The 21,298-nt window shown below is 67.2% G+C and carries 18 protein-coding genes; 2 read left to right on the top strand and 16 right to left on the bottom strand.

Annotation, left to right across the window (positions count from 1 at the left end; all coding sequences use genetic code 11):
- Positions 1–4: 4 nt before the first annotated feature.
- From FHU28_RS01865 to FHU28_RS01840, 6 genes are all read right to left on the bottom strand, one after another.
- Positions 5–3,277: a hypothetical protein gene (locus FHU28_RS01865; protein WP_184680253.1), complete on the bottom strand. Its 3,273-nt coding sequence runs from the start codon at positions 3,275–3,277 to the stop codon at positions 5–7.
- A 590-nt stretch (positions 3,278–3,867) separates the two neighbouring features.
- Positions 3,868–4,389: a hypothetical protein gene (locus tag FHU28_RS01860; protein ID WP_018787389.1), complete on the bottom strand. Its 522-nt coding sequence runs from the start codon at positions 4,387–4,389 to the stop codon at positions 3,868–3,870.
- A gap of 420 nt (positions 4,390–4,809) precedes the next feature.
- On the bottom strand, positions 4,810–6,330 hold the full coding sequence (locus FHU28_RS01855) for an AlbA family DNA-binding domain-containing protein (protein WP_169596954.1): 1,521 nt from the start codon (positions 6,328–6,330) through the stop codon (positions 4,810–4,812).
- Positions 6,331–6,383: 53 nt separating this feature from the next.
- Positions 6,384–7,286 (bottom strand): PfkB family carbohydrate kinase, encoded by a 903-nt coding sequence (locus FHU28_RS01850; protein ID WP_184680252.1) that lies wholly within the window; start codon positions 7,284–7,286, stop codon positions 6,384–6,386.
- Complete coding sequence (locus FHU28_RS01845; protein ID WP_483403772.1) at positions 7,283–7,909, bottom strand: NsdA family TPR-like regulatory protein; 627 nt, start codon at positions 7,907–7,909, stop codon at positions 7,283–7,285. The genes FHU28_RS01850 and FHU28_RS01845 overlap by 4 nt, the downstream gene beginning before the upstream one ends.
- Before the next feature lie 2 nt (positions 7,910–7,911).
- Positions 7,912–8,361, bottom strand: coding sequence for a hypothetical protein (locus FHU28_RS01840; protein WP_184680250.1), 450 nt, complete (start codon positions 8,359–8,361; stop codon positions 7,912–7,914).
- A 771-nt stretch (positions 8,362–9,132) separates the two neighbouring features.
- Here FHU28_RS01840 and FHU28_RS01835 point away from each other — a divergent pair.
- Entirely contained in the window at positions 9,133–9,867 is a 735-nt protein-coding gene (locus FHU28_RS01835; RefSeq protein WP_184680249.1) for an HAD family hydrolase, read from the top strand.
- A gap of 476 nt (positions 9,868–10,343) precedes the next feature.
- Here FHU28_RS01835 and FHU28_RS01830 read toward each other — a convergent pair whose 3' ends face one another.
- From FHU28_RS01830 to FHU28_RS01785, 10 genes are all read right to left on the bottom strand, one after another.
- On the bottom strand, positions 10,344–10,808 hold the full coding sequence (locus FHU28_RS01830) for a PPC domain-containing DNA-binding protein (RefSeq protein WP_184680247.1): 465 nt from the start codon (positions 10,806–10,808) through the stop codon (positions 10,344–10,346).
- Between the two features lie 240 nt (positions 10,809–11,048).
- Complete coding sequence (locus FHU28_RS01825) at positions 11,049–11,687, bottom strand: L-threonylcarbamoyladenylate synthase (RefSeq protein WP_184680238.1); 639 nt, start codon at positions 11,685–11,687, stop codon at positions 11,049–11,051.
- Positions 11,688–11,897: 210 nt separating this feature from the next.
- A complete protein-coding gene (locus FHU28_RS01820) occupies positions 11,898–12,647 on the bottom strand; it encodes a phytanoyl-CoA dioxygenase family protein (protein ID WP_184680229.1) in 750 nt (249 codons plus the stop codon).
- A gap of 23 nt (positions 12,648–12,670) precedes the next feature.
- Positions 12,671–13,429 carry a creatininase family protein gene (locus FHU28_RS01815; protein ID WP_184680227.1) on the bottom strand — a complete coding sequence of 253 codons (759 nt, stop codon included), beginning with the start codon at positions 13,427–13,429 and terminating at the stop codon, positions 12,671–12,673.
- Positions 13,426–14,223 carry a class I SAM-dependent methyltransferase gene (locus FHU28_RS01810; protein WP_184680225.1) on the bottom strand — a complete coding sequence of 266 codons (798 nt, stop codon included), beginning with the start codon at positions 14,221–14,223 and terminating at the stop codon, positions 13,426–13,428. The genes FHU28_RS01815 and FHU28_RS01810 overlap by 4 nt, the downstream gene beginning before the upstream one ends.
- A complete protein-coding gene (locus tag FHU28_RS32985) occupies positions 14,220–14,807 on the bottom strand; it encodes an HAD family hydrolase (RefSeq protein ID WP_184680223.1) in 588 nt (195 codons plus the stop codon). The genes FHU28_RS01810 and FHU28_RS32985 overlap by 4 nt, the downstream gene beginning before the upstream one ends.
- A gap of 59 nt (positions 14,808–14,866) precedes the next feature.
- Positions 14,867–15,310, bottom strand: a complete 444-nt coding sequence (locus tag FHU28_RS01800) for a YdeI/OmpD-associated family protein (protein ID WP_184680221.1) — start codon at positions 15,308–15,310, stop codon at positions 14,867–14,869.
- On the bottom strand, positions 15,310–16,347 hold the full coding sequence (locus tag FHU28_RS01795; protein WP_184680219.1) for an enolase C-terminal domain-like protein: 1,038 nt from the start codon (positions 16,345–16,347) through the stop codon (positions 15,310–15,312). The genes FHU28_RS01800 and FHU28_RS01795 overlap by 1 nt, the downstream gene beginning before the upstream one ends.
- Positions 16,347–18,314: a phosphoketolase family protein gene (locus FHU28_RS01790; RefSeq protein WP_184680218.1), complete on the bottom strand. Its 1,968-nt coding sequence runs from the start codon at positions 18,312–18,314 to the stop codon at positions 16,347–16,349. The genes FHU28_RS01795 and FHU28_RS01790 overlap by 1 nt, the downstream gene beginning before the upstream one ends.
- A 7-nt stretch (positions 18,315–18,321) precedes the next feature.
- Positions 18,322–19,320: a hypothetical protein gene (locus FHU28_RS01785; RefSeq protein ID WP_221453090.1), complete on the bottom strand. Its 999-nt coding sequence runs from the start codon at positions 19,318–19,320 to the stop codon at positions 18,322–18,324.
- 606 nt (positions 19,321–19,926) lie between these two features.
- Between FHU28_RS01785 and FHU28_RS01780 the strand changes: the two genes are divergently transcribed.
- A complete protein-coding gene (locus FHU28_RS01780; RefSeq protein ID WP_184680217.1) occupies positions 19,927–21,291 on the top strand; it encodes a helix-turn-helix transcriptional regulator in 1,365 nt (454 codons plus the stop codon).
- Positions 21,292–21,298: the final 7 nt, after the last annotated feature.

Genomic DNA, 21,298 nt, shown 5'->3' with positions numbered 1-21,298 from the left:
CTGGTTAGCTCATGTCGATGTTGTACGCCTCCGCGCGCACGTCGGCGTTCAGGTGTTGGCGTAGCCGGATCAGTTGGTCTAGCCATGGTGTTTTCCACCCGAAGCTGGCTCCGTGCTGGACCAGTGCTACCGCGAACAGCCCGCCGGCGAGGTCGCCGCGTCCCGCCAGCCGCGCGATGGTGTCGGTGAGGGCCGCCGGGTCGGGCCACTCGCGGAGGCTTCGTAGGCGGGCGCCGACGCGTTCGGCGGTGCGGGCAGCGAGGACGGGCCGGCCTTCGCACAGCCCGGCGATCTCGTCCAGATTGTCGAGTCGACCGAGGTCGACCAGCAACCCTGCGGCCGTGCTGGCGAAGGCGGGCCGGCTGGCGAGCCACCGTGCTGATTCGATCAGTGTGGTCCGGTCGGCACTGGTCGCCTGGTGCCCGGATCGGACGACCGCGCCGCGTGCGAGGAGTTCGATGCGGCGTCGGGCCGGGCGATCCCTGGCCAGGTCGCCCGGATGGTCGTCATTGGCGTCGCGGTCCACCAACCGGGTCAGCGCGGTGCCGAGGATGGCGTCGCCGCCAGCCTTAAGGAGGTGGGCGACCTCGGTGGACACCATCGTCTCGTCGAGGTCGGTGAGTCGGTCAATGGCCAGTCCGGTGTGTCCGGCCAGCCACGGCGACCAGTCCCCGAGCTGGCGGAAGGCGGTGCGCCGGACCTCCCGGTCGGTGGCCTGGCAGGCTTCGATGATGAGCGTGCCGTAGCGCGGACGGTGCCGTTGCGGGATCGTGTACGCCTCAGCGTCCAGGACCGCGCGTCGTTCCTCCCGGCTGCCGTCGACTGCGGTGCGCAGGATGGTCCAGCTCGCCTCGGTCTGCAGCCGCTGCCGAGCGGCGGAGACGATTGCCGCGCGCACGTCGCGGTGCGCGTCCGGGTGGTGGTACGCGTCGAGCAGCGTCGCCATCACGTGCGGCGGTCCGTAGCGTGCCAGCAGCCGGGCCGCCTCCTTCCGGCTCGTGATCTTCGCCGGGCCGGTCAGCACCTCGGTGAGCACATGGGCCAGTCGGGACGGTGCGACGTGCCGTGCGGCCCGGCCGGCCGCGTACAGCGCGACCCGCGCCCGGTCGCCGTCGGCGTACCGGAGCAGCACTGGCAGTGCCTCGTCCGGTCGGTCGGTCCAGACCAGCGCGCCCAGTGCCGCCTCGGCGATCGCCACTTCGGGGGCGTCGAGGTGGCGCAGCACCAGTTCACGGCCCACACCGGGAACGCCGGCAGCGGCTCTGATCGCCGCCGCGCGCTGCCACACTCCCTGTTCGGTGTTGGCGACGAGTAGCTCCAGCTGGTCTACGAAGCGGGCCTGTTGGCGGGGCAGCCACCGCTCGGCGTGAAACGCCCAGGCGGGCACCCATCGCGCCCCCGGTTCCACGAACCGGCCGCGCGGCCGGCGTTTCAGCACGCGGTCGAGCAGGTCTGTGCGGGAGGTGCAGATCGTCGTCCACACCTCGTGGATCGTCACCGCCGTCGAATCAACCGTGAGTACCTCGGCGACCCGTTCCGAACGGGTACGCGGGTCATCCAGCCACAGCCCGATCGCCGTGCGGGCCACCGAGGTCAGCGTGTGCGGGTCGATCGCCCGGCGCAGCAGGTCCTGCAGCTGTGGCAGCCGCCAGGCCCGCTTGCCGAGCGCGTGGGTGAGCGCGAAGAGCGGGCCGTACCGGCCGCGGGTGATTCCCGCCTCGACCCAGCCGCGTAGCCGCTCGAAGACCAGTGTCTCCTGCCCCTGGCGCAGCACCGTGTCGAAGCGGCGCAGTACCGGCACGGCGGCGCCGGTGCTCACCAGGTCGATCGTCAGTAGCGCCCATTCCCGCAGCTGCGGCACGGCCACGTGGTGCTGCAGGACGTCGGCGGCGAGCGAACTCAGCGCTGTCGTGGTCGCGGCGGAGGCGTCGCGGGCGTCGACCGCGTCGGTGGTCAGCTGCGTGAGCCCGGCCGCCGTGTCCGCGGTGAGCAGCGGTGCAACCTTCGCCAGCGCGGTGAGCGCGGCGGCGCGTACCGGGTCCTGCTCGTTGCGCAGCCGGCCGAGCCGCACGACCACCTCAGCCACCGCCTGCGGGTCGCGGGAGCGGCGGGCGGCCTGCACCAACAGTGCGTAGCCGGACGCCCGCTCGTCGGCGTCACCCGAGCGCAACGCGACCTCCAGCGCCGCTGACGCGTCCGGCCAGGCCAGGTACGCACTCCAGATGCGCACCTCCGCCTCGCGCTCCTGGATTTTCACCAGGCCCAGCACCCGCCTCGCCTCGCGAATCCGGACCGCGCCCGGCAGCACCTCCATGATCTCGGCCGCCGGAACCAGCATTGCCGTGTCGACCTCGGCCACAGCCCGGTCGTACAGCTCCCTACGCCGGGCTGGCGCGACAGCGTCGAGCAGCGCCGCCAGCGCCCGGCTGTGGTCGCGCAACCGCCTGGCCAGCGGCGCCACCTCGTCGGTGGGCAGCACCGCGAGTCGGCGCAGCAGGGCCGGCGGCAGCACGGTCCGCCGCAGCCAGGCCGCGCGGCCGGGCGTGGTGAGCAGACGAGCCACGCGACCCGGATCGTGCGCCGCGAGTCGTCCGTACGCGTCGACTGGGCCGGGCAGCGACTCCTCGGGCGCGTACCGTTCGAGCAGGTCGAGCGCCTGCGCCGGGTCGCATCGCAGCACCGCAGCGGCGGCGTCGCCCCAGATCCGTTCCCGCAGTTCGGGCGGGGCGGCGGCCAGCCGCTCACGGACCCGGTCCAGGAGCGGGCCTGAGTGCCACCGGACCAGCCGCTCCAGGCGCAGCGCGTGCTCCAGATCAGGCAGCAACGCCCGTACCGTGTCGGCGCCGCAGCCTGGCAGCAGCGCGGCGGCCTCCTCATCACCGAACTGGGCGCGGACCTCGCTGATCAGCAAGTCGGCGACAGCTGGCGCATACCGACGGCGCAGGCTCCGATAGACACGACGTCGCTCCATCGCCGACCGGTCGGCGATGGAGCCGATCGGCATGCCGGCGCGCAGCGCCGCGGTGAGCGCGGCACCCCGTATCGACGGCTGGCGGTCGCGCGCCGCAGCGGCGATGCCCTCGGCGTCCCGGGCCACCATTGCCGCGACCAGGGCGAGATGCCGCTCATAGGGACCCTGCCCGCGCAGATCCCCGCAGACCTGAACACGATCAGGGGCGGTACGCGCCCATTGAGCGAGCCGGTTCATCCGCGCGCGGTACGGCAGCGGATCGAGCGACGTCAGCAGGCTACGGGTGGCGATCAGCACGGCGTTCATTGTGCCCGCGAAGCGCACCGGAGCGAGATCGATTATCGCTTCGCTCGGTGGCCTCCAAGCTAACTGCCATCGATGGTCATCCCGCCATGCGAGACGACGGCAAGAAAATCCTTGACAAGCGTCGGAACCGGCAGATTTGCACCGGAATCGGGTGTCAGCAAGAGATTTGATCAAGGTTGTGAGCTGGGCCGTCTGACTTGTCGTCTACGGATCAGAAGGTTAGGGGTTCGAGTCCCTTCGGGCGCACTTCACGATCAAGGCCGTGACCAGCGGAAACGCCGGTTGCGGCCTTGATCGCTTCCCAGCATGTGTCGTGATCGTCCGCGATGTGGACGTCTGGTGCTCCGCTGGTGCTCCTCTGTTTCGGCGGGGATGTTTCCCGTTCTATGCCACAACTGTCAGTAACGGCCTGCTGGTGTGCGGCGGGTCCGGGCGAGCTGTTCGGTTGGGGGCCGTGATGCGGGCGTGCGGTGCGGGGTCGACCCTTCCGAGTTGTCCGCGTGGCGAGCGTGGGTTGGAAAGGGGGACCTACGGCTGGGCACGTTTCGTTATGTGGCGCGGCCCGCTGGCTGACCCGATCGTGTTCGAGGTCAGTCTCTGCGTAGGGCCTGTGCGATCTGCCGTGCCGCCTTGGGAGCGCCGACCGTCACGACCACAGCAGCCGCGGTGATGGCGACACCGCCGATCACCATCATCTTGTTGGATAGCTTGTCGGAGAGCGAGCTGAGCAGGTTCCTGCTCTCGGTGTCCTTCGCACCTTCCATCTGCAGAAGCCGCATCAGCAGGTCGAGCACGTACCGCTGCTGCTCCCATTCCAGGTCTTGCGCGAGCACGACCCGGAAGATGTCCCGGGTGTCCTGGCAGGCGCGGTGGAACCACTCCTGACTTTGGCTGTTGGCGCCGAGCGTGGCGTGGTGATGCCGTTCTAGGACGTCGAGGGCGTCAGTGGCAAGTTCCCGGAAATTGTCCATCTTCCCGATGCGTCGGCGCACCACGTCGATGTCCGTGTGAGGCATCGTGGACGCGATGTGCAGCAGCTCGTTCCCCTCGTACGTGTCCGCGCCGGGACCGGGGATGGCCACCTCGACTTCCTCTTCGCCCTCGTCGCCCACGCAGCTCCCCCGATCTGACAGACAGCACCGATTCCACAGCAATGCGCGGGCTAGGTGATCCGGCTCCTCGCAGGACAGAGTGTACGTAGAGCAAGCCCGGACACACGACGTGAGACGCGCCCGTAGGGGTGTTGTGTCGGCTGTACGGCTCGTTGACCTGTGGGCTGGTTGAGCGGCTGGGCTTCGGTGGCCGGTCAGCTCAGGAGCACGGCATCGTGGAGGATGAGGGCCGACCACGTCGTCGTGCCGGTCGTGCCGTGTTCGGGGTCGATGAGGGGTGATGTCCCGCCACCGGGTTTGGTGGAGACCACATCGAAACCTGGGAGGAACACCAGCGGTCCTTATCTGCGCTGTGCCGCGGTGCTATCCAGCACCGGCGTACCCTCTACTGTGAGATCGGCTGAGGTTGAGCTTGGGGCATTATCGAAAGTGGCCGAGCCGGCCTCCTTCCCGAGCGGCTAGCTGCAGAACCTCGTCAAGCGCATGGCGCACCTCATCGACAGCGCGGCCGGGGTATACGTCTTTCGTCAGGTTCTCGTCGGTGCGTAGCCGGTTCACCATGGGTGCGATCCGGTGCTCGTAGAGCCAGGCGAAGCTGGGGTAGAACTCGTATCTGGTTCGCTCCTGTGGTGTATCGAGCGCTGCGGCGACGCACCACAGCAGGTCCGCCTGACACACCGAATCGATCACCGGATCGCCGGGAGCAGGCGGCGTTCCGAGGGGCAGGTCGTCAACGAGGTCGCCTGGGAGGTCGGGGCGCAGCGCCGGCAACATCGAAATCAACTGTCGGGCGGCTGCTACCAGTCCGCCCCCGACAGGCTCTGTGGCTGTGTTGGTGAGAACGACGTGGCGCCTGGCCGCTTGGACTTGGGCGTGACGCAGCCAGGACACGTAGACGATGGTGTCTCCCGCGGGGCGTAGCGCAAGCTTGCGGATGACCCACCATTGGTCTAGCCGCACGGCGAGCGCTATGACCGCGAGGATCCGGGCGGCGATGGCGAGTCCGCGCTCCGCAGCAGTGTTCGTCAGTGCTTCACCATTGACATACAGCCGGTGGTAGAGGCGAGCCAGCATCGTGACGACATCGTCGACGAGCTGTTGGGTGCTGAGCGTGACCGCGATAGCGGCGACGGCGGTGGCCCGGTCGAGCAGCTGCAGCAGGTCCTCGCCAGCTGCGGCGGCGTCTTGGGTCAGCAGGCCGAGGCCGTCGCGTTGCAGACCAAGCACGAGCAGTCGCAGTGCGGAGGTGTCGTTGCGCCGGATAGCCTCGGTGACCGCGGTATCGAACTGCTCCTGCCCGACCTGCCATGTCAGCGCCGCCACCGGCCCGGACGCCAGAGCCAGCCCTTGGTACTCGCGCCGCAGGACGTCCATCAGGTCTGCGAGCCTGGCACGTTCCTCCTGCCGCACCATGGCCACGTGGGGCGCGATGAGCCCGACCAGATCCGCGGAGCGCCACTTGCGAGTCTTTGTGCCTTCGCGCACGTACACATCTCCACCGCGCAGAACTGTCGTCGGCGTGCCGCCGTCGTTGGCCACGAAGTCCGCCTTGACCACCGGGAACAAACCGTCGCCGCGCCGCCGCAGGCAGACGAGCACCACCGTGCTGCCGTCGACGGTGTGCACACCTGATGAAACCGACACCTGACCTTCGAGGTGTTTAGTCAGCATGTCGTGTAGACGGGACGCGTCGTAGTCGGCGGTCTCGATGAGGGCCCCGCTGGGTGCGCCGACGCCGTCGACACCGATGACCAGGTATCCACCATGTGGGCGGGACAGCATCGCGGCGCAGTCCTTTACGAACTCCAGTCGAGCCTTCGTTCCCTTCGCCAGCGATCGCTCCTGCTTGAAGTCGAGTCCGTCGAACTCGGTCTGCAGCGCGAGCAACTCGTCGAGCCGTTCACGGTCGACTCTCCCGTCAGCAGCGGGTACCGGGTCCATCTACGGTCGTCCTCTACTTCCATTCTCGACTGCCGAGGGTCGAGCCCTTGTTTCTATTTAGGGATCTGGTTTGTGGGGGTGTGGGCACCACTGTGCCCGACGGTGTGGGAGCCGGCGTGGACGGCGGTGGTGATGGCGTCGGGTAGCGGGGCGTGGCGGGCGAGGTCCAAGGCAAGAGAGCCGAGGAAGGCGTCGCCGGCTCCGGTGGTGTCGACGACCGAGACGGCAGGTGCCGGCACGGTGCCGGATCCGTGGGGGTGCGTGAAGGCGGCGCCATTGGGGCCTGCCGTGACGACGACGGTAGGTGGGCCGAGGCGTTGCAGCGCGGCGGCGGATTCGAGCGGGTTGCCGGCGGTGGTGCGCAGGATGGCGGCGGCTTCGTGCTGGTTGACCACGAGGACGTCGAGTTCCGCGAGCAGCCGGGGGTCGAGGCCGGGGTTAGGGACGAGATTGCCAACGAGGATCGGCGCCCGGCGGTGGCTCAGCAGCGTGGTCACGGGTTCGGGTGGTAAGTCGAGCTGCACGATCACGGCTTCCGCGGCGAGGCTGGCGGTGGCGCGGTGGATGTCGTCGGTGGTGAGTTCGGTGGCGGGTGAGAGTGCGAGGGTGATGTAGCTTTCGCCGTCTGGGGTGACCTCGATGATGGCCGCGCCGGTGGTGGCGTCGGGGACGAGCCGGACATGGCGGGTGTCGACACCGGCGTCGGTCAGTGCTGTGGTGATCTGGTATCCCCAGGTGTCTGCGCCGACGTTGGCGATCAGGGCGGCGCGCCCGCCATGGCGGGCGGCGGCGATCGCCTGGTTGAGGCTTTTGCCTCCGGCGTTGGCGGTCAGAGGCGAGCCGACGGCGGTGCGGCCGGGTCGGGCGCGGTGGGGTACATGGACGGTCAGGTCGATGTTGGCCCGGCCGACGAAGACGACATCGACCCTGTTGCCGGCACCGCTGCTGTCGGTCACGAGCTCGCCGCGGAAGCGGCCAGGGCGGCATGCAACTGCTGCACTCCGGGCTCGGTGGCAAACGCCGCGAGCTGGCGGCCTGCGATTGCGACCTCGCGTTGGATGCGTGCCGAGCGGGTGAGGTTGGCCAGGTTGAGCGCGGCGAGGGCGGCGGCAGCGGCCAGCTCGGGTTCATCGGCGGTGGCGTGGGCGACGGCGGTGCGCGCGAGATAGCGGCCCCGTTCCCGTCGGTACGTTTCCGGCCACGCGTCGAGAGCCTCGCCGAAACACCGGACGGCGGCGCCGGGGCGACCCAGCCGAAGCCAGCCCTCGCCCTCCTGCGCGCTGATGTATCCGGTGGTGCAGAACGCGCCGAGCCCACCGCCGTCTGATCCGGTGGTGGCAGCGAGGTGGCGGGCCTCGTCGATGGCGGCCCGGAACGAGCCAGTGTCACCTTCGACCGTGTGCCCGTGGGCGCGTTGCACCGCCGCGAACGCGCGCACCTGCTCCCGGATGCTGCCAGCGCGCTCGGCGGCACGGGCGAGCCCGAGTACGCGGTCCTGGTCGGCGGCGTCTCTGGCCCGCTGCGCCATGCGAGCGAAAGCGTAGGCGGTGAACTCCATGTCGCCGGCTTCTTGGGCCATGGTCAACGCTTGGGCGAGCACCATTCGCCGGCGTCCCGGTCGCCCATATCGTCGCTGAGCCAGCCGGCGAATTCTGCCCACCGGGCCTCGGTACTCAACAGCGCGTCGCGCAGGCTGCCTCGTGCGGCTCGGCGGTAGTCGGCGATGTGACCGAGCTGCTGGCGGGCCGTGGGGAGGAACGCCGCGGCACCGACCCGGTTGTCGGCCTCCACGAGCACCGACCGCGGCGCCGCGAAGTGCTCCACGACGGCCGGATCAACTTGCGCCGCCCGTATCGCTACGGGCAGCGGTTTCGCACTCGCCAGGGACGCCACCACACTGCCGGGGACCGCCTGTAGAAGCGCCTGGCGGCTGACCTGAACCTGCCGTCCTCGCCGGTCTGCCACAGTCGCCACGATATCCATCTCCCCGGCGACCTGGCCGTCTGTGCCGGTCGCCAGGGCAGTGCCCACTGCGGTCAGGGCGGTGGTGAATGCTGCCGTTCCCGCCGGCCCGCCAATACTTCTGCCGGACGGCAACGACCTGGTCATACCCGGTGGTGAGGGCGCCGTAGCTTTCGAGTGCCTCGTCACGGTGCATCCAGAAAGCTCGATCTGGGTGCTGGCTCCCGACTTCGGTGTTCGCGATCGTGCTGCGGCCGGTGAGGATCCTGGGTTGCTGGGTGTGGCCGGCAGCTTTGCGGTACACGGCCAACTGCTGGCCCAGCGCGCGCCACGCCTCGCTCACCTCGTGCGGGTCTGCCACCGTCGCCTCCCCCGGGCCATCGCGCCTGGGCCGGCCCAGCGATCTGACCGAGCGCCGGCCAAAGCCGGTCTTCGATGTGGATGGTTACCCTAAGCAGCCGGTGCACCCTAGCCTTGCCATGCAGGCGGCCCTCGATGACTCGCTCAAGCTCGCCGACCAGGACGCGCCCTCCCGACTCGCGCAGATCCTTCGCTTGCCACCGCTGATGAGAGTCGACGATCATGCTGGCGCTTCAGCACGCGGTCGTTACGCCACGGTGGCGCCGCTACACCGGGGCGGTGGATCGCAGGAGGTGTTGTGAAGGTGGCGATGGTCGCCTCGTTGACTTTCATACCGGGGCTACGCCGGGCGCTCCTGTATCAGGTAGCGTTAGCCATCTACCGACGTCACCGCGAGGGCGAACCCGGCGTATCGCACATTGGGCAATCAGCACCGTCTTCGGCGCGAGGACACTGCGCTGGACGTGCGACGATGCTGCTGTGAACCACAGCAGCGCCGGCTTGGTCATCTGGGACGTTGACGGGACGCTCATCCCTGCGGACTTGCGCTGGCTGACGCGCGCGATCGCTCGTGCGTACGGTATCGCGGAGTCCGAGGTTGTCTTCCCTGACAAGAAGGTGCATGGGTATACGGACGAGTCGATTGCGGTCGACGCGGCGATCGCTTCAGGCGTGGACCCGTCAGCTGCGGAGGCGGGCATACACGCCTTCCGTCAGGCCATTGCTGCGGTCATGCAGGAGGGTCGGCAGGAGTTGGCTGAGGTCCAGCCGCCGTATCCAGGTGCCGCGGCGAGCATCGCGGAGTTGCGCGAGCATGGCTTCATCCAGACCGTGCTGACCGGCAACCTGCGTTCGGCCGCCGAGGTGAAACTGCACGTGGCGGGCTTGGATGAGTTTCTTGATCTTCGAATCGGCGGGTTCGGATCGGACGCGCGAGATCGCTTCCATCTTGCGGCGGTCGTGGCTCAGCGCTACTCCGCGATCTACGGTGACCCGCTCGATTCCGCTCGTGTGATCGTCATCGGGGATGCGCCCAACGATATCGCTTGCGCACGTCACGCCGACTTTCGCGTCGCTGTCGTCACTCACCGGATTGGGGGTCAAGAGCTGGCATCCTACGAACCTGACCTGGTACTCGACAGTCTCGACCCGACCACGGTGGTGGCCGCCGTCAGTTCGCTGCTGAGCTCGGGCGGGTCGCTGGCTGCCCGTTAGGCGGTCATCTGCTCCTCAAGTTCGAGGACAACCAGCTCCTCGCGCCACCGGACCAACCGCCGTCGGGCTCGTTGAGCTCGAGCGATGCCTCGATGGTTTTCAATGGCTTTCAGCTGACGTAGGCGCTGCCCAGCAGGGTGCGAGTTCTTCAAGTTCACCAGCTTGGGTGTAGGAGCTCGCGAGGGTCTACTGCTGCTGCGAAAGCGACGTTGATGTTGGCAGAGGCGTCGTGTCCCTACGCTGGCCCCCAGCCCCGCGAGGTGGTTGGAGTCACCGACTGAGTCCTCCGGGCCGATGGGTCGTATGGCTGCGGCATCGGTGTCGCGTTGGTCGGCGGCTCCGTGGCCGGAACTGCCATTCGGGATCCAGGCGGCGAACCGCCGCTGGCGGTAGGGGCAACGAGGCCGGTAGCTACTGAGGCGCCCTGGCTAGGGTAACGACTCCCCGGCGTGGCGGGCGTGGATGCCCCTGGGCTGTCAGGTGTCCCCGATCCGCAACAGCGGCACGTCGTAGAGGCTCGCCTCGGGGATACGACGCATGACGGGCGCAGCAACCTCAATGATCAACATCTCGGTGAGGAACTGGACTGTCGCGGCGAGCAGGTGACTGGTGTGGCCGGTCGCGCTGTGCTCCTTGAGTCCGACGCTGACGTGGATGTGCGGCGCGATCCGGTCGTGGGTGTCGTCGTACGCGATGGTGCCGCCGCCGAGCGCTTCGACGTTGGTCAGCTGCACCCGGTCCCAAACCGGGGCTTGGGGGTCGTCCAGGCGCTGGCAGGTGCCGACGATCTCGACCGTGCTGAACCCGGCGATGAAGACGGGGATGTAGCCGTGCCGGATGCCGTTGACGCGGCAGACGTCGGCGAGAGCGGTGAAGAAGTCCTCGCCATGATCGAAGGTGACGCCGATCATCCGTCCGGGCGTGAGGTCATGGCTCCGCATGCTGGGACTCCGAGGTCGAGGCGGTCGGGCGAATGGCGTTAATGAGTCCGGGGACGCACCTGCGTGGGCCGCATTTCGCGACCTCGGCCAGCAGTGCGACGACTGCGGGCTGCGTGTTGTCGGCGTCAGTGAGGACCGCCAGCCGGAGCTCTGGTCGGTGGCGTCCACACGTTTCCTCTCGCCCGAACGTGCGGCTCCTCAGAAGCCGCGCGAATCTGCTCAATTCTTGACATGAGAGGTTCAAGTAACAGCCGCGATGGCTGCATTGACGGCGCGGTCGTGGACAACTCCCGATCTCGTGATCTTCGCCTGCGGTTCGGTGCAGTCGACGATAGTTAGGTGATTGCCCAGTGGGCTGATGCCGCCGTCGATGCAATACGCGACGCTGAGCTCGGACTCCGCTACAAACCCTTCAACCTCCGCTGCGGTGATCGCTGGGCCTAACGTCTTAGTCGGGTCGGAAAGGTTGGCCGTCGTGGCGGCGATGGGAACGCGGCTTCGTCCGGCAAGTTGACCGAGCACGCCAGGGTCGAGGGTCACGAGAGCGTTAGGCACGCCGACGGGCTGGTGCTGCTCAGCGCATTCCGAGTCTCGCCAACGGAGGATCATGGCCAAGTCTCCGGGCCAGAAGGCCGTGGCAAGTTGGTTCGCGGCCGGCGTCATGATGAACAGTTCGTCGGCTGCGACGGGCGATGGCAGTATGTAGGCCAACGACTTCGCTCGTGGTCGGCCCTTGCCAGCGTAGATGCGCGCGCAGGCGTCGTGGTCGCGCGCGTTGGCGCAGATCATGTACCAACGCCGAGTTGGGACAATGACAAGTTCGCCAGCTTCGAGTGCTTCAATCGCCAGCGTGAGTTCGTCGGGTCGGATCAATTTCACGACATCAGCCCTTCAGGCCTCGGTGTGGCATGTTGTTTTGTCCTGCACCAATGCTCTGCCGGACGGCGTCGCGCCTGCCAGTCGGGGCAAAGGCGTACTGGCCCCGGACATGCCGAGCCGCGACCGGAGGCGAATGCACGCTCGCGCCAGCAGAGTTCGGCGCCACCCTGAGGTGCGCGCCAATAGATGCTCCATGGGTGTCGGGATCGGCTATCGCACTCGTTCGGCGAGTGGCGGGAAGTCCAGCCACGGGTCGCGAAGCGCGGCGAGACGGTGGCTAGCATGGTTGACGTGGGACACGCGGAAATAGGCCATGATCCGCGGTACAGCGGTCAGGTTCCGGCCAACGGCGTGGGGGACTAAGTGGTGCATCAGCAGTACATCACCCGGCTCGCCGAGTAGCGGGGTACCTCGCTCGGCATCGATCTGCGGGGGCACTTGGGCGGTGACGCCCAGCGACCATTGAGTCCGGAACCACTCCGCCATCCGCAGGTGTCCGCCGATGACGTAACGCAGGGCGCCACCGGCCGGGTCGCTGACGTCGGAAAGCACGACACCCACGAGAAGCGAGAAGGTGCGCAGTTCGGCGGGGTCAAGGTGTGGGCAAGCGACGCCGTCCACGTGCATGGCCTTTTCGGGTTGTGCCTGGCCGAGGTCGCGTTCCGGAACGCGGATCTGGATCTGCGTAGTGGTGACCGGTGCCACGTCGCCGAGGAGTTCGGCTGCGAGCCCGGCTACACCGGACTGAGCAAACAGCGCGAGCAGGTCCCGATGGTCACCAAGGTGCGGGGCGAAGGTCCGCTGCGTGAACTCGGCGAGCCGGCGTTGATCTAGGCCGGCGCGGTACCAGTCGGTTACCAGCGCCGTCGCACGGTCGATCAATTGCGTCGGAACGAAGTTGCGTTTGACGACCGCTCCCTTGTTGGTGAAGGTGGACAGGTCGTCAGCGGTGAGGGGCATGGTCGTTTCCCATCATTGACGGACTACAGATGTTGTAGAACCTGATCGGATGCGTCCAGGGCGCTCGCGATGATGGCTTCCCCCAGTTCGGCGGAGGCCAGCCGCGGGTCACCGCCAATGATGCCGAAGTTGGAGATGCGGTCATCGCCCGAACTCCACGGCCACGTGGTGCCACGGTCGAGGACGAGTCGCTGGATCTCGTGGCGGTGGGCTGGGTCGTCGACGAACGTCTCCGGTAGTCGGTCCAGGTGTACATCGCTGGGGGCGAAGGTCAGCATTACGCTGGTTTCTTCCACGCCCGCGTGGATCTCCGGCAGTTCCGATGTCGCATGTGCGGTCGAGAGTGAACTGGGGTGGATGATGCAGACCTGCACCTGATGCGTGGCCTGCAGTTCGTAGCTAACTGCCTCGAGGATGCCGCGATTGCCGCCATGCCCGTTGACGATGAGAAGCCGGCGGGCCGGGGTGGCCCGCGCGAACTCGCCGACAATGGCATTGAGCAGGGTGGTAAGTACGCCGACCCTTAGGGAGACAGTGCCCAGGGCCCAGGAGTGTTCCAGGGACAGGCCATACGGCAGCGCCGGCAGCGCCCAGAGGTCGTGTGTGTCGCCGTAGTGGTCGATGAGCCGGTTGGTGAACTGGGCGGCGATGACGGTGTCGGTGTGCAGGGGCAGGTGCGGGCCGTGCTGTTCATATGAGCCGATGGGCAGGCACAGGACCGATCGCTCGGTCAGGTACGTGGCTATCTCCGGCGCCGGGAGCGATCCGTACCAACGGTTCATGCCCGATCTCGCCGGCCGACGCGGATGAGGAACTCGTTGTCCTCGGCGAAGGTGTCGGTGTCGCTGTATCGGGCAAGGGTGGCACGCACAGCGCTGTCGAACTCGCCGAGTCGGTCGCCAAACAGTTGTGGCGCGGCGAACGAGGTGGAGTGCAGGTACCCGAGGATGCTGTCGGCGGTCCAGGTCCGGTTGACGGGCACAGTGTGCTCTTCGACCTGGCTGAACGGCGACTCACGCATGATCTCGCTGTACGGGCGGTTGTGATGCTGGAACGTGCGTTCGCCAGCGCGACGCTGCTCGCCGAGGAAGTCCTGGATGACCGCGCGGATTGCGGCCTTCCAGTCGCTGGTAGCGGTCCAGAAACTGTTGTCGCCGAAGATCGCGACCGCGCCGTCCGGGCTGACCTGCGCGTCCAATCGGGTCAGGATCGCGGCCTGGTCGAGCCAGTGGAACGCTCGGCAGATCGTCACCAGTTCGGCCTGCCATCCTGCCGGTGGCGTGAACTTCTCCGCCGTGACCTCCTGCAGCCGCAGCTGAGCGTCGGCGGCTAGCTGCGGGCGGAGCGCGTCTTCGGCAGCGGCGAGCATGTCTGGATCGTTGTCGATGGCGATGATGTCATCGAAACGGCCAAGCAGAGCCTCGACCACGAGGCCGGTGCCGGTGCCTACGTCGAGTAGGCGCCGCGGCGCACCGGTAGGGACCGCGGCATCCAACACGTCGGCCACGGTCGCCGGGATGCCGGGCCGGTACTGCCGGTAGAAGCCGACGGTTCCATGAAACAGACTCATGATCATCTCCGTGTAGCGAGTTCTGTGAGGTGCTGGCTGGCGGCGGTGAGATCAGCGGCCACGAGTAGGTCAACGTCGTCGAGCCGTTCGGGCTGGGGTACTGGTCGTCCGTTCGACACCCAGATGACGGTAATCCCGGCACTTCGGGCACCGATGACGTCGCAATCCCAGTCGTCGCCGATGTGCACCATATTCGCCGGGCTGCTTTGGCACGCGGTGGCCACGCAATGGAAAGCGGCTGAATCGGGTTTGGAGTAGCCGGTCCGACAGGAGGGGAAGTAGTCGGTCACCCACGGAGACAGCAGGGTCCGCAAACGGTCAGTATCGGCCTCCAGGCAGCTCGCATTCGACAACGTGACGATGGTGGCATGTCGACTCATGGTCCGCAGCGCCGCTCCTGCCCCTGGCAGGAGCTGCACCGGGGGCGACTTGGCGGGTGTCGGGAAGGCGCTCACGGGGATCTGCAGCGCATCGCAGACCTCCGCAATGACTGCGGGATCGATCGAGGCTCGGGTGTACAACTGCTGGCGGATGACCGAGCGCGCGTCGGCGGGCCTGAGCGGCGAAGCCTTCACCAAGATCGTGGCCACCGTGGGTCCTTCGAGCTGGCAAAGGGTGCCCCCGACATCGATGCTTAGCAGTATCCGTTTCACGAGGCACTATCCACTGCTGGCAGGGCAGTGACAATCGCGTCGATTCTGGCCTGCCGGATCGCCGGAGTGCTTGCCTCGGCGAGGAATGTGAGCGCGTAGCGGCGCTCGGCCTCGTCTAGGACGGTTAGGTCACGCCGCGCGGCACGGACTGCGGTCGCCAGGTCGTCGGGTATCGACCGGGTGCGCCATCCGTGCGGTAGGTGCAAGATGCCGGCCCACGGTCCGGCGGGAGGTGCGTGCGATGGGTCGGGCAGGCGCAGGACGGTGACGTCGTCGAAGCTCAAGATCTGCACCTGTACCGGCCGAGCGTCGGGGAGTTGGAGCTGGCCTGTCAGGAAGGTGTCGTGTCCGTCGAGTCGTTCGGACAGCACGAGCAACGTACCGTTCGAGTCTGCTGCGACGGTCCCGGTGATGGGCAGGCGCTGAATGGTTTCGGGCATCAGCAGCTCCTTGGCATGGCGCCCAAGCCCGGAGACTTGGGAACGGTGATTACTCCGTGTGAGGGCAGCCAAGGCTGTGCATACCTTCGCTGCCGTACCGGTTCCCACTGCAACCGATACTCGACTGCGGCGATCGCATTCGGATAGGCGGCGGCGAGGTGAACGGCCGGAACAAAAGAGCGGCCGTGCGGGTAGACCGGCACGCCGAGTGTTTGCGCCGCGGTCACCAGCTCGACCGCGCGTGTGAGTCCGCCGCACGCCACTACGTCAAGTGTGAACGCCTGTAGCTTGAGTCGGAGAATCGTCGCAGCGTCGGCATGCACGAGGAGCCGTTCACCGAGGGCCAACGGGATATTCATCGCCAATGCCCCATACATGTCGAGATCACATTGTGGTAGTGGGTCCTCCAGCCAGCGCACCGAAGCCGGGTCCAGCTCATCGAGGAACAGGCAGGCGAATTCGGGATCCCAGGTGAAGACGGCGTCGAATGCAGCCTCCTGCCTGAGCGCTGCCTCCATCGCCCGTACCGCCACGGCAAGCCGGACGGCCTCCGCCTTGCGGTCGTCGGCTGCTGGATTCTTGCGCAGGCCCCATTTTGTGAATTGCCATCCGTCGCGGTTGACGCGCTCGACGGCCGCGACGGGTATGCCATTTGTTACGTCGAGGCTCAGCCATGAGGCGTAGAGCGACACCCGCTGCTGCGGCGCCGCTGCAAGCAGGTCAGCGACAGGGACTTGGGCAAGTTGGCTATGTAGGTCCCAAGCGGCGCAATCCACCGCGCCGACGGCCCACGATGCCACCACGCTGGTGTCTGCCCGGATCGCCCTACACAGGGCCGCATGGAGTCTCTGGTGGTCGTTCACCGGCTCGCCGAGGACTGGGAGCGCCAGGACAGCCTCCACGTACCGCCCAATCTCCGTCGTCACCGGCCCGTACCAGCCGATCGCCCCGGCCGCGTGAAGGGCAACGAACGTGGCGTCCTCACCCAGCCCGGCTTCGGTGGTGACGACGCGAACACCGGCAATCCTGGCTACCATCAGCTCTTCCGCTTGGCTAGCAGTGCCTCGGCCGCCGAGGTAACGCCGGCGACATCGAACCCGGCGTGCGCCGCCAACCTCTCCTGTGGCATGGGGATCGGTGGCTCGGCCCAGCCGATTACGTCGACGTCGCGTTTCAGCCTTCCGCCGAGCAGCCCCCAGATCGCGGCCGGGTGCCCGAGCGTCACGATGAGGACGGCGGCGTGAGTTCCGAAGTAGTGGTGCAGGTCCGGCTCTGCAAGCGCCGTCAGGTCGTGGACGTTGACTACCCGGATCTGACAGCCAGAGCAGCTGCGGATCCCCACCACGGCGTCGGTGACCACCGCCGTGGCCAGATCGCCGGCGCACACTAGCGTCAGGTCTGGCTCGCCCGGGTCGCTCAGGTGGCGCCAGACCGCCAAGCCGCAGTGACGCTCTTCATCGATCGTCTCCCGAGAGTGGGTCATGGTGGTGTGCTTGCCAGCGACGATGACGTTGACGCGCCCTGTTGACCGCAACGCCTCATCGAGCGCGACAGCGACCCGGCCTGAGTCGGCGGGTGTGAAAACGCGTACGGCCGGGTCGCCCGTCCCTAACAGCGCCGTGATCAGGGAAGGGTCTCCGTGGCTGTACACGTTGTGCCAGCCATACGAGGTCAACAGCAGGTTGATGCTCGGCAAGGCATGCTTGATGAGCCGCCGTTGCTTGAGCTGCCCGACCAATCCGGTCAGCAACAGCGGAGCGAATGCCTCGTACGAGACAATCAGGCCGCGATGGCCTGCCGCCGTCCACCCGGCAGCCCAGCCGAGGAGCACTTCCTCAGCAAGCACCTCATGCGTCCAAGCTTCGCCCTGCAGGTCGCCGAGCCGGTTCGACCGCAGTTCGTCTGGGCTGAAGACCTTGAGGTGGCCGGTTGCGGCGTGCGCCCGCAGAACCGCGGTTACCTCCGTTGTGAAACCCCTGCCCGCTGCCGGTGCTGACGGAGGCAACGGCGGGGTGTCCGGTACCACGCTGCCAACGTCAATGAGATCCAGCGCGGACGCGAGCGCACCAAGGGGATGCGCGTCGGCGTCGAACAGTTCGCTGGGCCGGTAGGACGACAGCCAGGCACGCAGGGCCGCCAACTGACAGGGATCGCCAGTGAGGTTTGTGAGCGGTGTTTTGTGCTCCCCAATGGGGCCGGACCAGCCCTTCACGCAGCGTAGGAATACCACACGCTGTGCTCCATTGGCGGTTGCCTTGACGCCGGCCACGAGGACCCGGTGGAACTCGGCATGCTCGACCAAACCGGCGCCTGTCCCAACTTCTACGACGACCGGCTCCCAGCCCAGACCGCGTGCGTAAGCGCTCACCTCCTCGTCGCTCATGCCACCCAGCAGCGACGGGCCGCCCATTCGATGGCCGTTGAGATGGACGACCGGTAGCACCCTGCTGTCGGATAGCGCGCGGTGTGCCAGCCAGGACGCCGCCGTAGTCGGCGTCTCGCATTCGCCGTCACCGATGATCGGCACGACGACACGGTTCGGGTGGTCCAGCGCCAGGCCCTGGGCGAAGGCGAACGCGCCTCCGAGCCACCCGCCCATATACGCACCGGCCGGCAACTCGGGATGAGTCTCCGAGCCGAGCGCGTCTCCGTCCGGGAACGCCGCAGCCAGCGCCGCCAGCCCATCAGCGTCGCGCCGATACCGTGAATCCATTTTGGCGATGTCGCCAGTCATCCAGGCCAATGCGCGCTGGACGACACCAGCATGGCCGGCGCCCAGAATTGGAACTAACTGCACACCGATGCCGCAGCCTGCGGCGAGGCCGGCATGCGCTAGCACCCAAGCCGTGCCGGGCACTGTGCCCCAATGACCTGCCGGGCGCGGCTTAACGTCGGACTCGTCAAGGCGGTCGACAGCGAGCACGTTCGACCGAAGGTGAAGCTGCGCAACCGACAGGTACGTGAGCGCCCGCCAAAGGGCATCCGCAAGATGGGCGAGATCCACCGACACTTCAGACTCTCACCAGTCGTTCGCCAGCAAAGGTGAAGTACCACAACGGCCGGTAGCACTCCCACGCCTGCGGCCGCAACCCACGCCCACCCAGAATCTGTTCGATCGATGCCCTGGCTTGTAGATAGAACTCCAACTGTTCGGCGCCCGGCGTCCGCAAACCCGCCATGATCGAGTTGTGGGCCTGGTACACCTGGAAGTTGGGAAACTCGGTCACGTGTTCGCCGAGTGCGGCCACACCGGCTCGCATTTCGGTGAGTGGATCGAGGCCCACGATGTAGGTAAACGAGGTGCCGAGTCCGGCTTGGCGGGCCCGACGGAGCAGGTCGGGCATGTCGACCCGTTGGAGCCGTGCCTTGCTCGCCTTCAACAGCAGGTCACGCCGGGTGAAGCACTCGGCCGTCAACCGCAGCACGAACGGCGCGACGCGAGCAGCAAGATCGGCGAAGGCGGCGTCGGACTGGATGACCGACGTCAGGAAGCCGATCCGGGCGCCGATACCCTGTGAACCGAGCGCGGCCCGCAGGCCTACCAGATGAGCAACGGCGGCGTCTTCCCGCTCGAAGCACCCAGTCGAGACAGTCACCTCGCGGAGTTCGTTCAAGTTCCGGCGCGGGTGCTGCTCAACCATTGCCGCCAGCAGTTCGGTGAGCTCCCGCTCCTCGGAGAAACGCGGGTCGGCGGCAGCTTCCAGCGTGTTCGGGCAGAACGCGCAGCCCACACAGCGGCTCCGGGCGTTCGGGTTCAACGTCGCGGCCCTGCCGCCATCGCGGAAGTAGCCTCCAACCGCCTCGTCGGCATCGATCCGCTGGACAGTGCCAATACGCTGCTGTCCCAAATGCAGATCGTGATCCACAAGACGGAACGGCGACCCTGCCGCATTCAGCGGCACGATCACCTTCCATGAAACCCTCGGCACCGAGGCAATTGTTACGCCCACTCGAGCTCGGTGCTGACAGATATCCGACGAGATTCCGTATAGGTTCAGCGCGATCAGCACAGCATCCTCGACTGGTACCTCATACCGAGCGGCCAGCCTGGCTAACTCATCCATCTCCAGCTTGGTGTTGGGCGTCGCTATAGGCATCCGAGCCTGCCTTCGAATCGTGGGCCAAGTCCGCATGCATCGTGGTCGGCGGAACTCCGCAGGCCTCCGACGAGGCCAGCCTGAAAACCAGACCCCCTTGCTTGCGTCGATCTCTACGGATCGGCAGTTTCACACCCCGGACGTGGGTGCCGGAGGCGATCGGCGATCTTGCGCGGTCGCGGTAGCCGTTGCTTTACGCCGGTGGGTTCCTCGCGCAGTTAAGCTGAGCGACCCGCGGAATTAAGCCTGACATTTCTGGGAATTGCCTCGGCGTCAGTCTGATGCAGCACGTCCCACCATGCCGCTCCTTGTCCATCGACGGGAGCCGCTCAAGTCTCTCGAAGACGGGGCTCGCTGTCGACCCCCATGGTGGGGGGCCACGATGGGGGTAGCGGTCGCCGCTGCGGCGAGGATCATTTGAGGCACCGGCGTTTTCGGTGAGGCGCCGAACCGACTTGTCGCCAGCGACGCGAAGTGATCACATATCGATCAAGGTCGTTCGTTTGGCGGGAGGTTGTCGTGGGCGTCCAGGTCGATCCGTCTTGGTGGACGTCGGGTGTCTGGGAGGGTCGACCGATCCGCGACTTCCTGGAGCGCCGTGACGTCGCCGCCACGTTCCGATTCCTGCATGCCCGTGGGGTCTCCTACGGCGCCATCGCCGCGTTGGTCGGCGTGTCCCCGAATCGAGCCGCCGAGATCACCAAGGGCAAGCGCCAGGTAACGGCCTACGACGTCCTCGAACGCATCGCGGTCGGACTAGGTGTTCCCCGAGTCTGGATGGGCTTGGGCCAGGACGGGACGGGTGCGAGGCCCTCGATTGACCAGGAGGTGGAAGGTTCAGCGGACTTCCCACCAGTCGGGCGACCAGCAGGAGGCCGGCCCGATGAAGCGATCAACGCGCTCGCCCGGCTTCGTACCGGGCTGGACGAGGCGCTCGCCTCATCGACCGTCACTCCGCGACAACTCGATCTGATCGAGGAAGCGGCCGGCGAGCACATGCGGATTTATCCGGCAGCCCCGCCTGGGGTGATGCTGTCGCGGCTGGCCGCCGAGTGTGTCGAGGTGCAAATTCTGTCCCGGCGTAGACAGCCGGCGGCGGTTCAGGCGCGGCTCTCCGGCACGGCGGCCCTGTTGGCGACCATGTGTGCCGACGCGCTCATGCGGCTTGGGGACGTCGACGAGGCACGCCTGTGGTATCGGACAGCGATCCACGCGGCAGACGACAGCTCGGACAGCCGGCTACGAGTGCTGGTCCGCGCCCAAGCGGCGATGCTGCCCTACTACTTCGGTGACCCCTGGCAGACGGTCGTCCTGGCGGAGGCAGCGCTGGCGGTCACCGCGACGCCGTCGTCCTCGGCGGCGCTTGCTGCGGCGGGACGCGCCCGGGCGTTGGCCCGGCTCGGATCGGCCGAGCAGGCGCGGCAGGCGATCGTCCAGGCCCGGCAGTTGTTCGAGCAGGTCGGCGATGATGACAGTGACACGGCCTTCCGCTTTCCGGTGAAGCGCATGTTGTTCTACCTCTCCGGAGCGAGTACCTGGCTGGGCGACACGAGCGAGGCCTACCGGGTGCAGGACGAGGCACTGTGCCTCTACGGGCCGTCGCCTTCAGTGCCGATTGATCCCGCCCTCCTCGCGCTCGACCGATCGATGTGCCTGGTGCGTGACCGCCGAGCGGCAGAGGCCGCAGCGTCGGCCCTCGACGCCGTCGCCACCCTGCCCGAGGCGCAGCGCACGGAGATCGTACTGACGAGGGCAAGCGACGTGGTCTCGGCGATTCCGGTGAGACATCGCGGCAGCGAGACCGCCGAGTTGACGGACTATGTGCGAGCCTGCCGGGAACGCGCCCGTACGCTTGCTGCCGGAACTGCCGCGCTCGATCCCTAGGGGCCCC

The sequence above is a fragment of the Micromonospora echinospora genome, assembly GCF_014203425.1.
GTDB lineage: Bacteria > Actinomycetota > Actinomycetes > Mycobacteriales > Micromonosporaceae > Micromonospora > Micromonospora echinospora_A.
The sequence above is the reverse complement of the archived record's forward strand: the minus strand, read 5'-3'. Positions and strand labels throughout refer to the sequence as shown.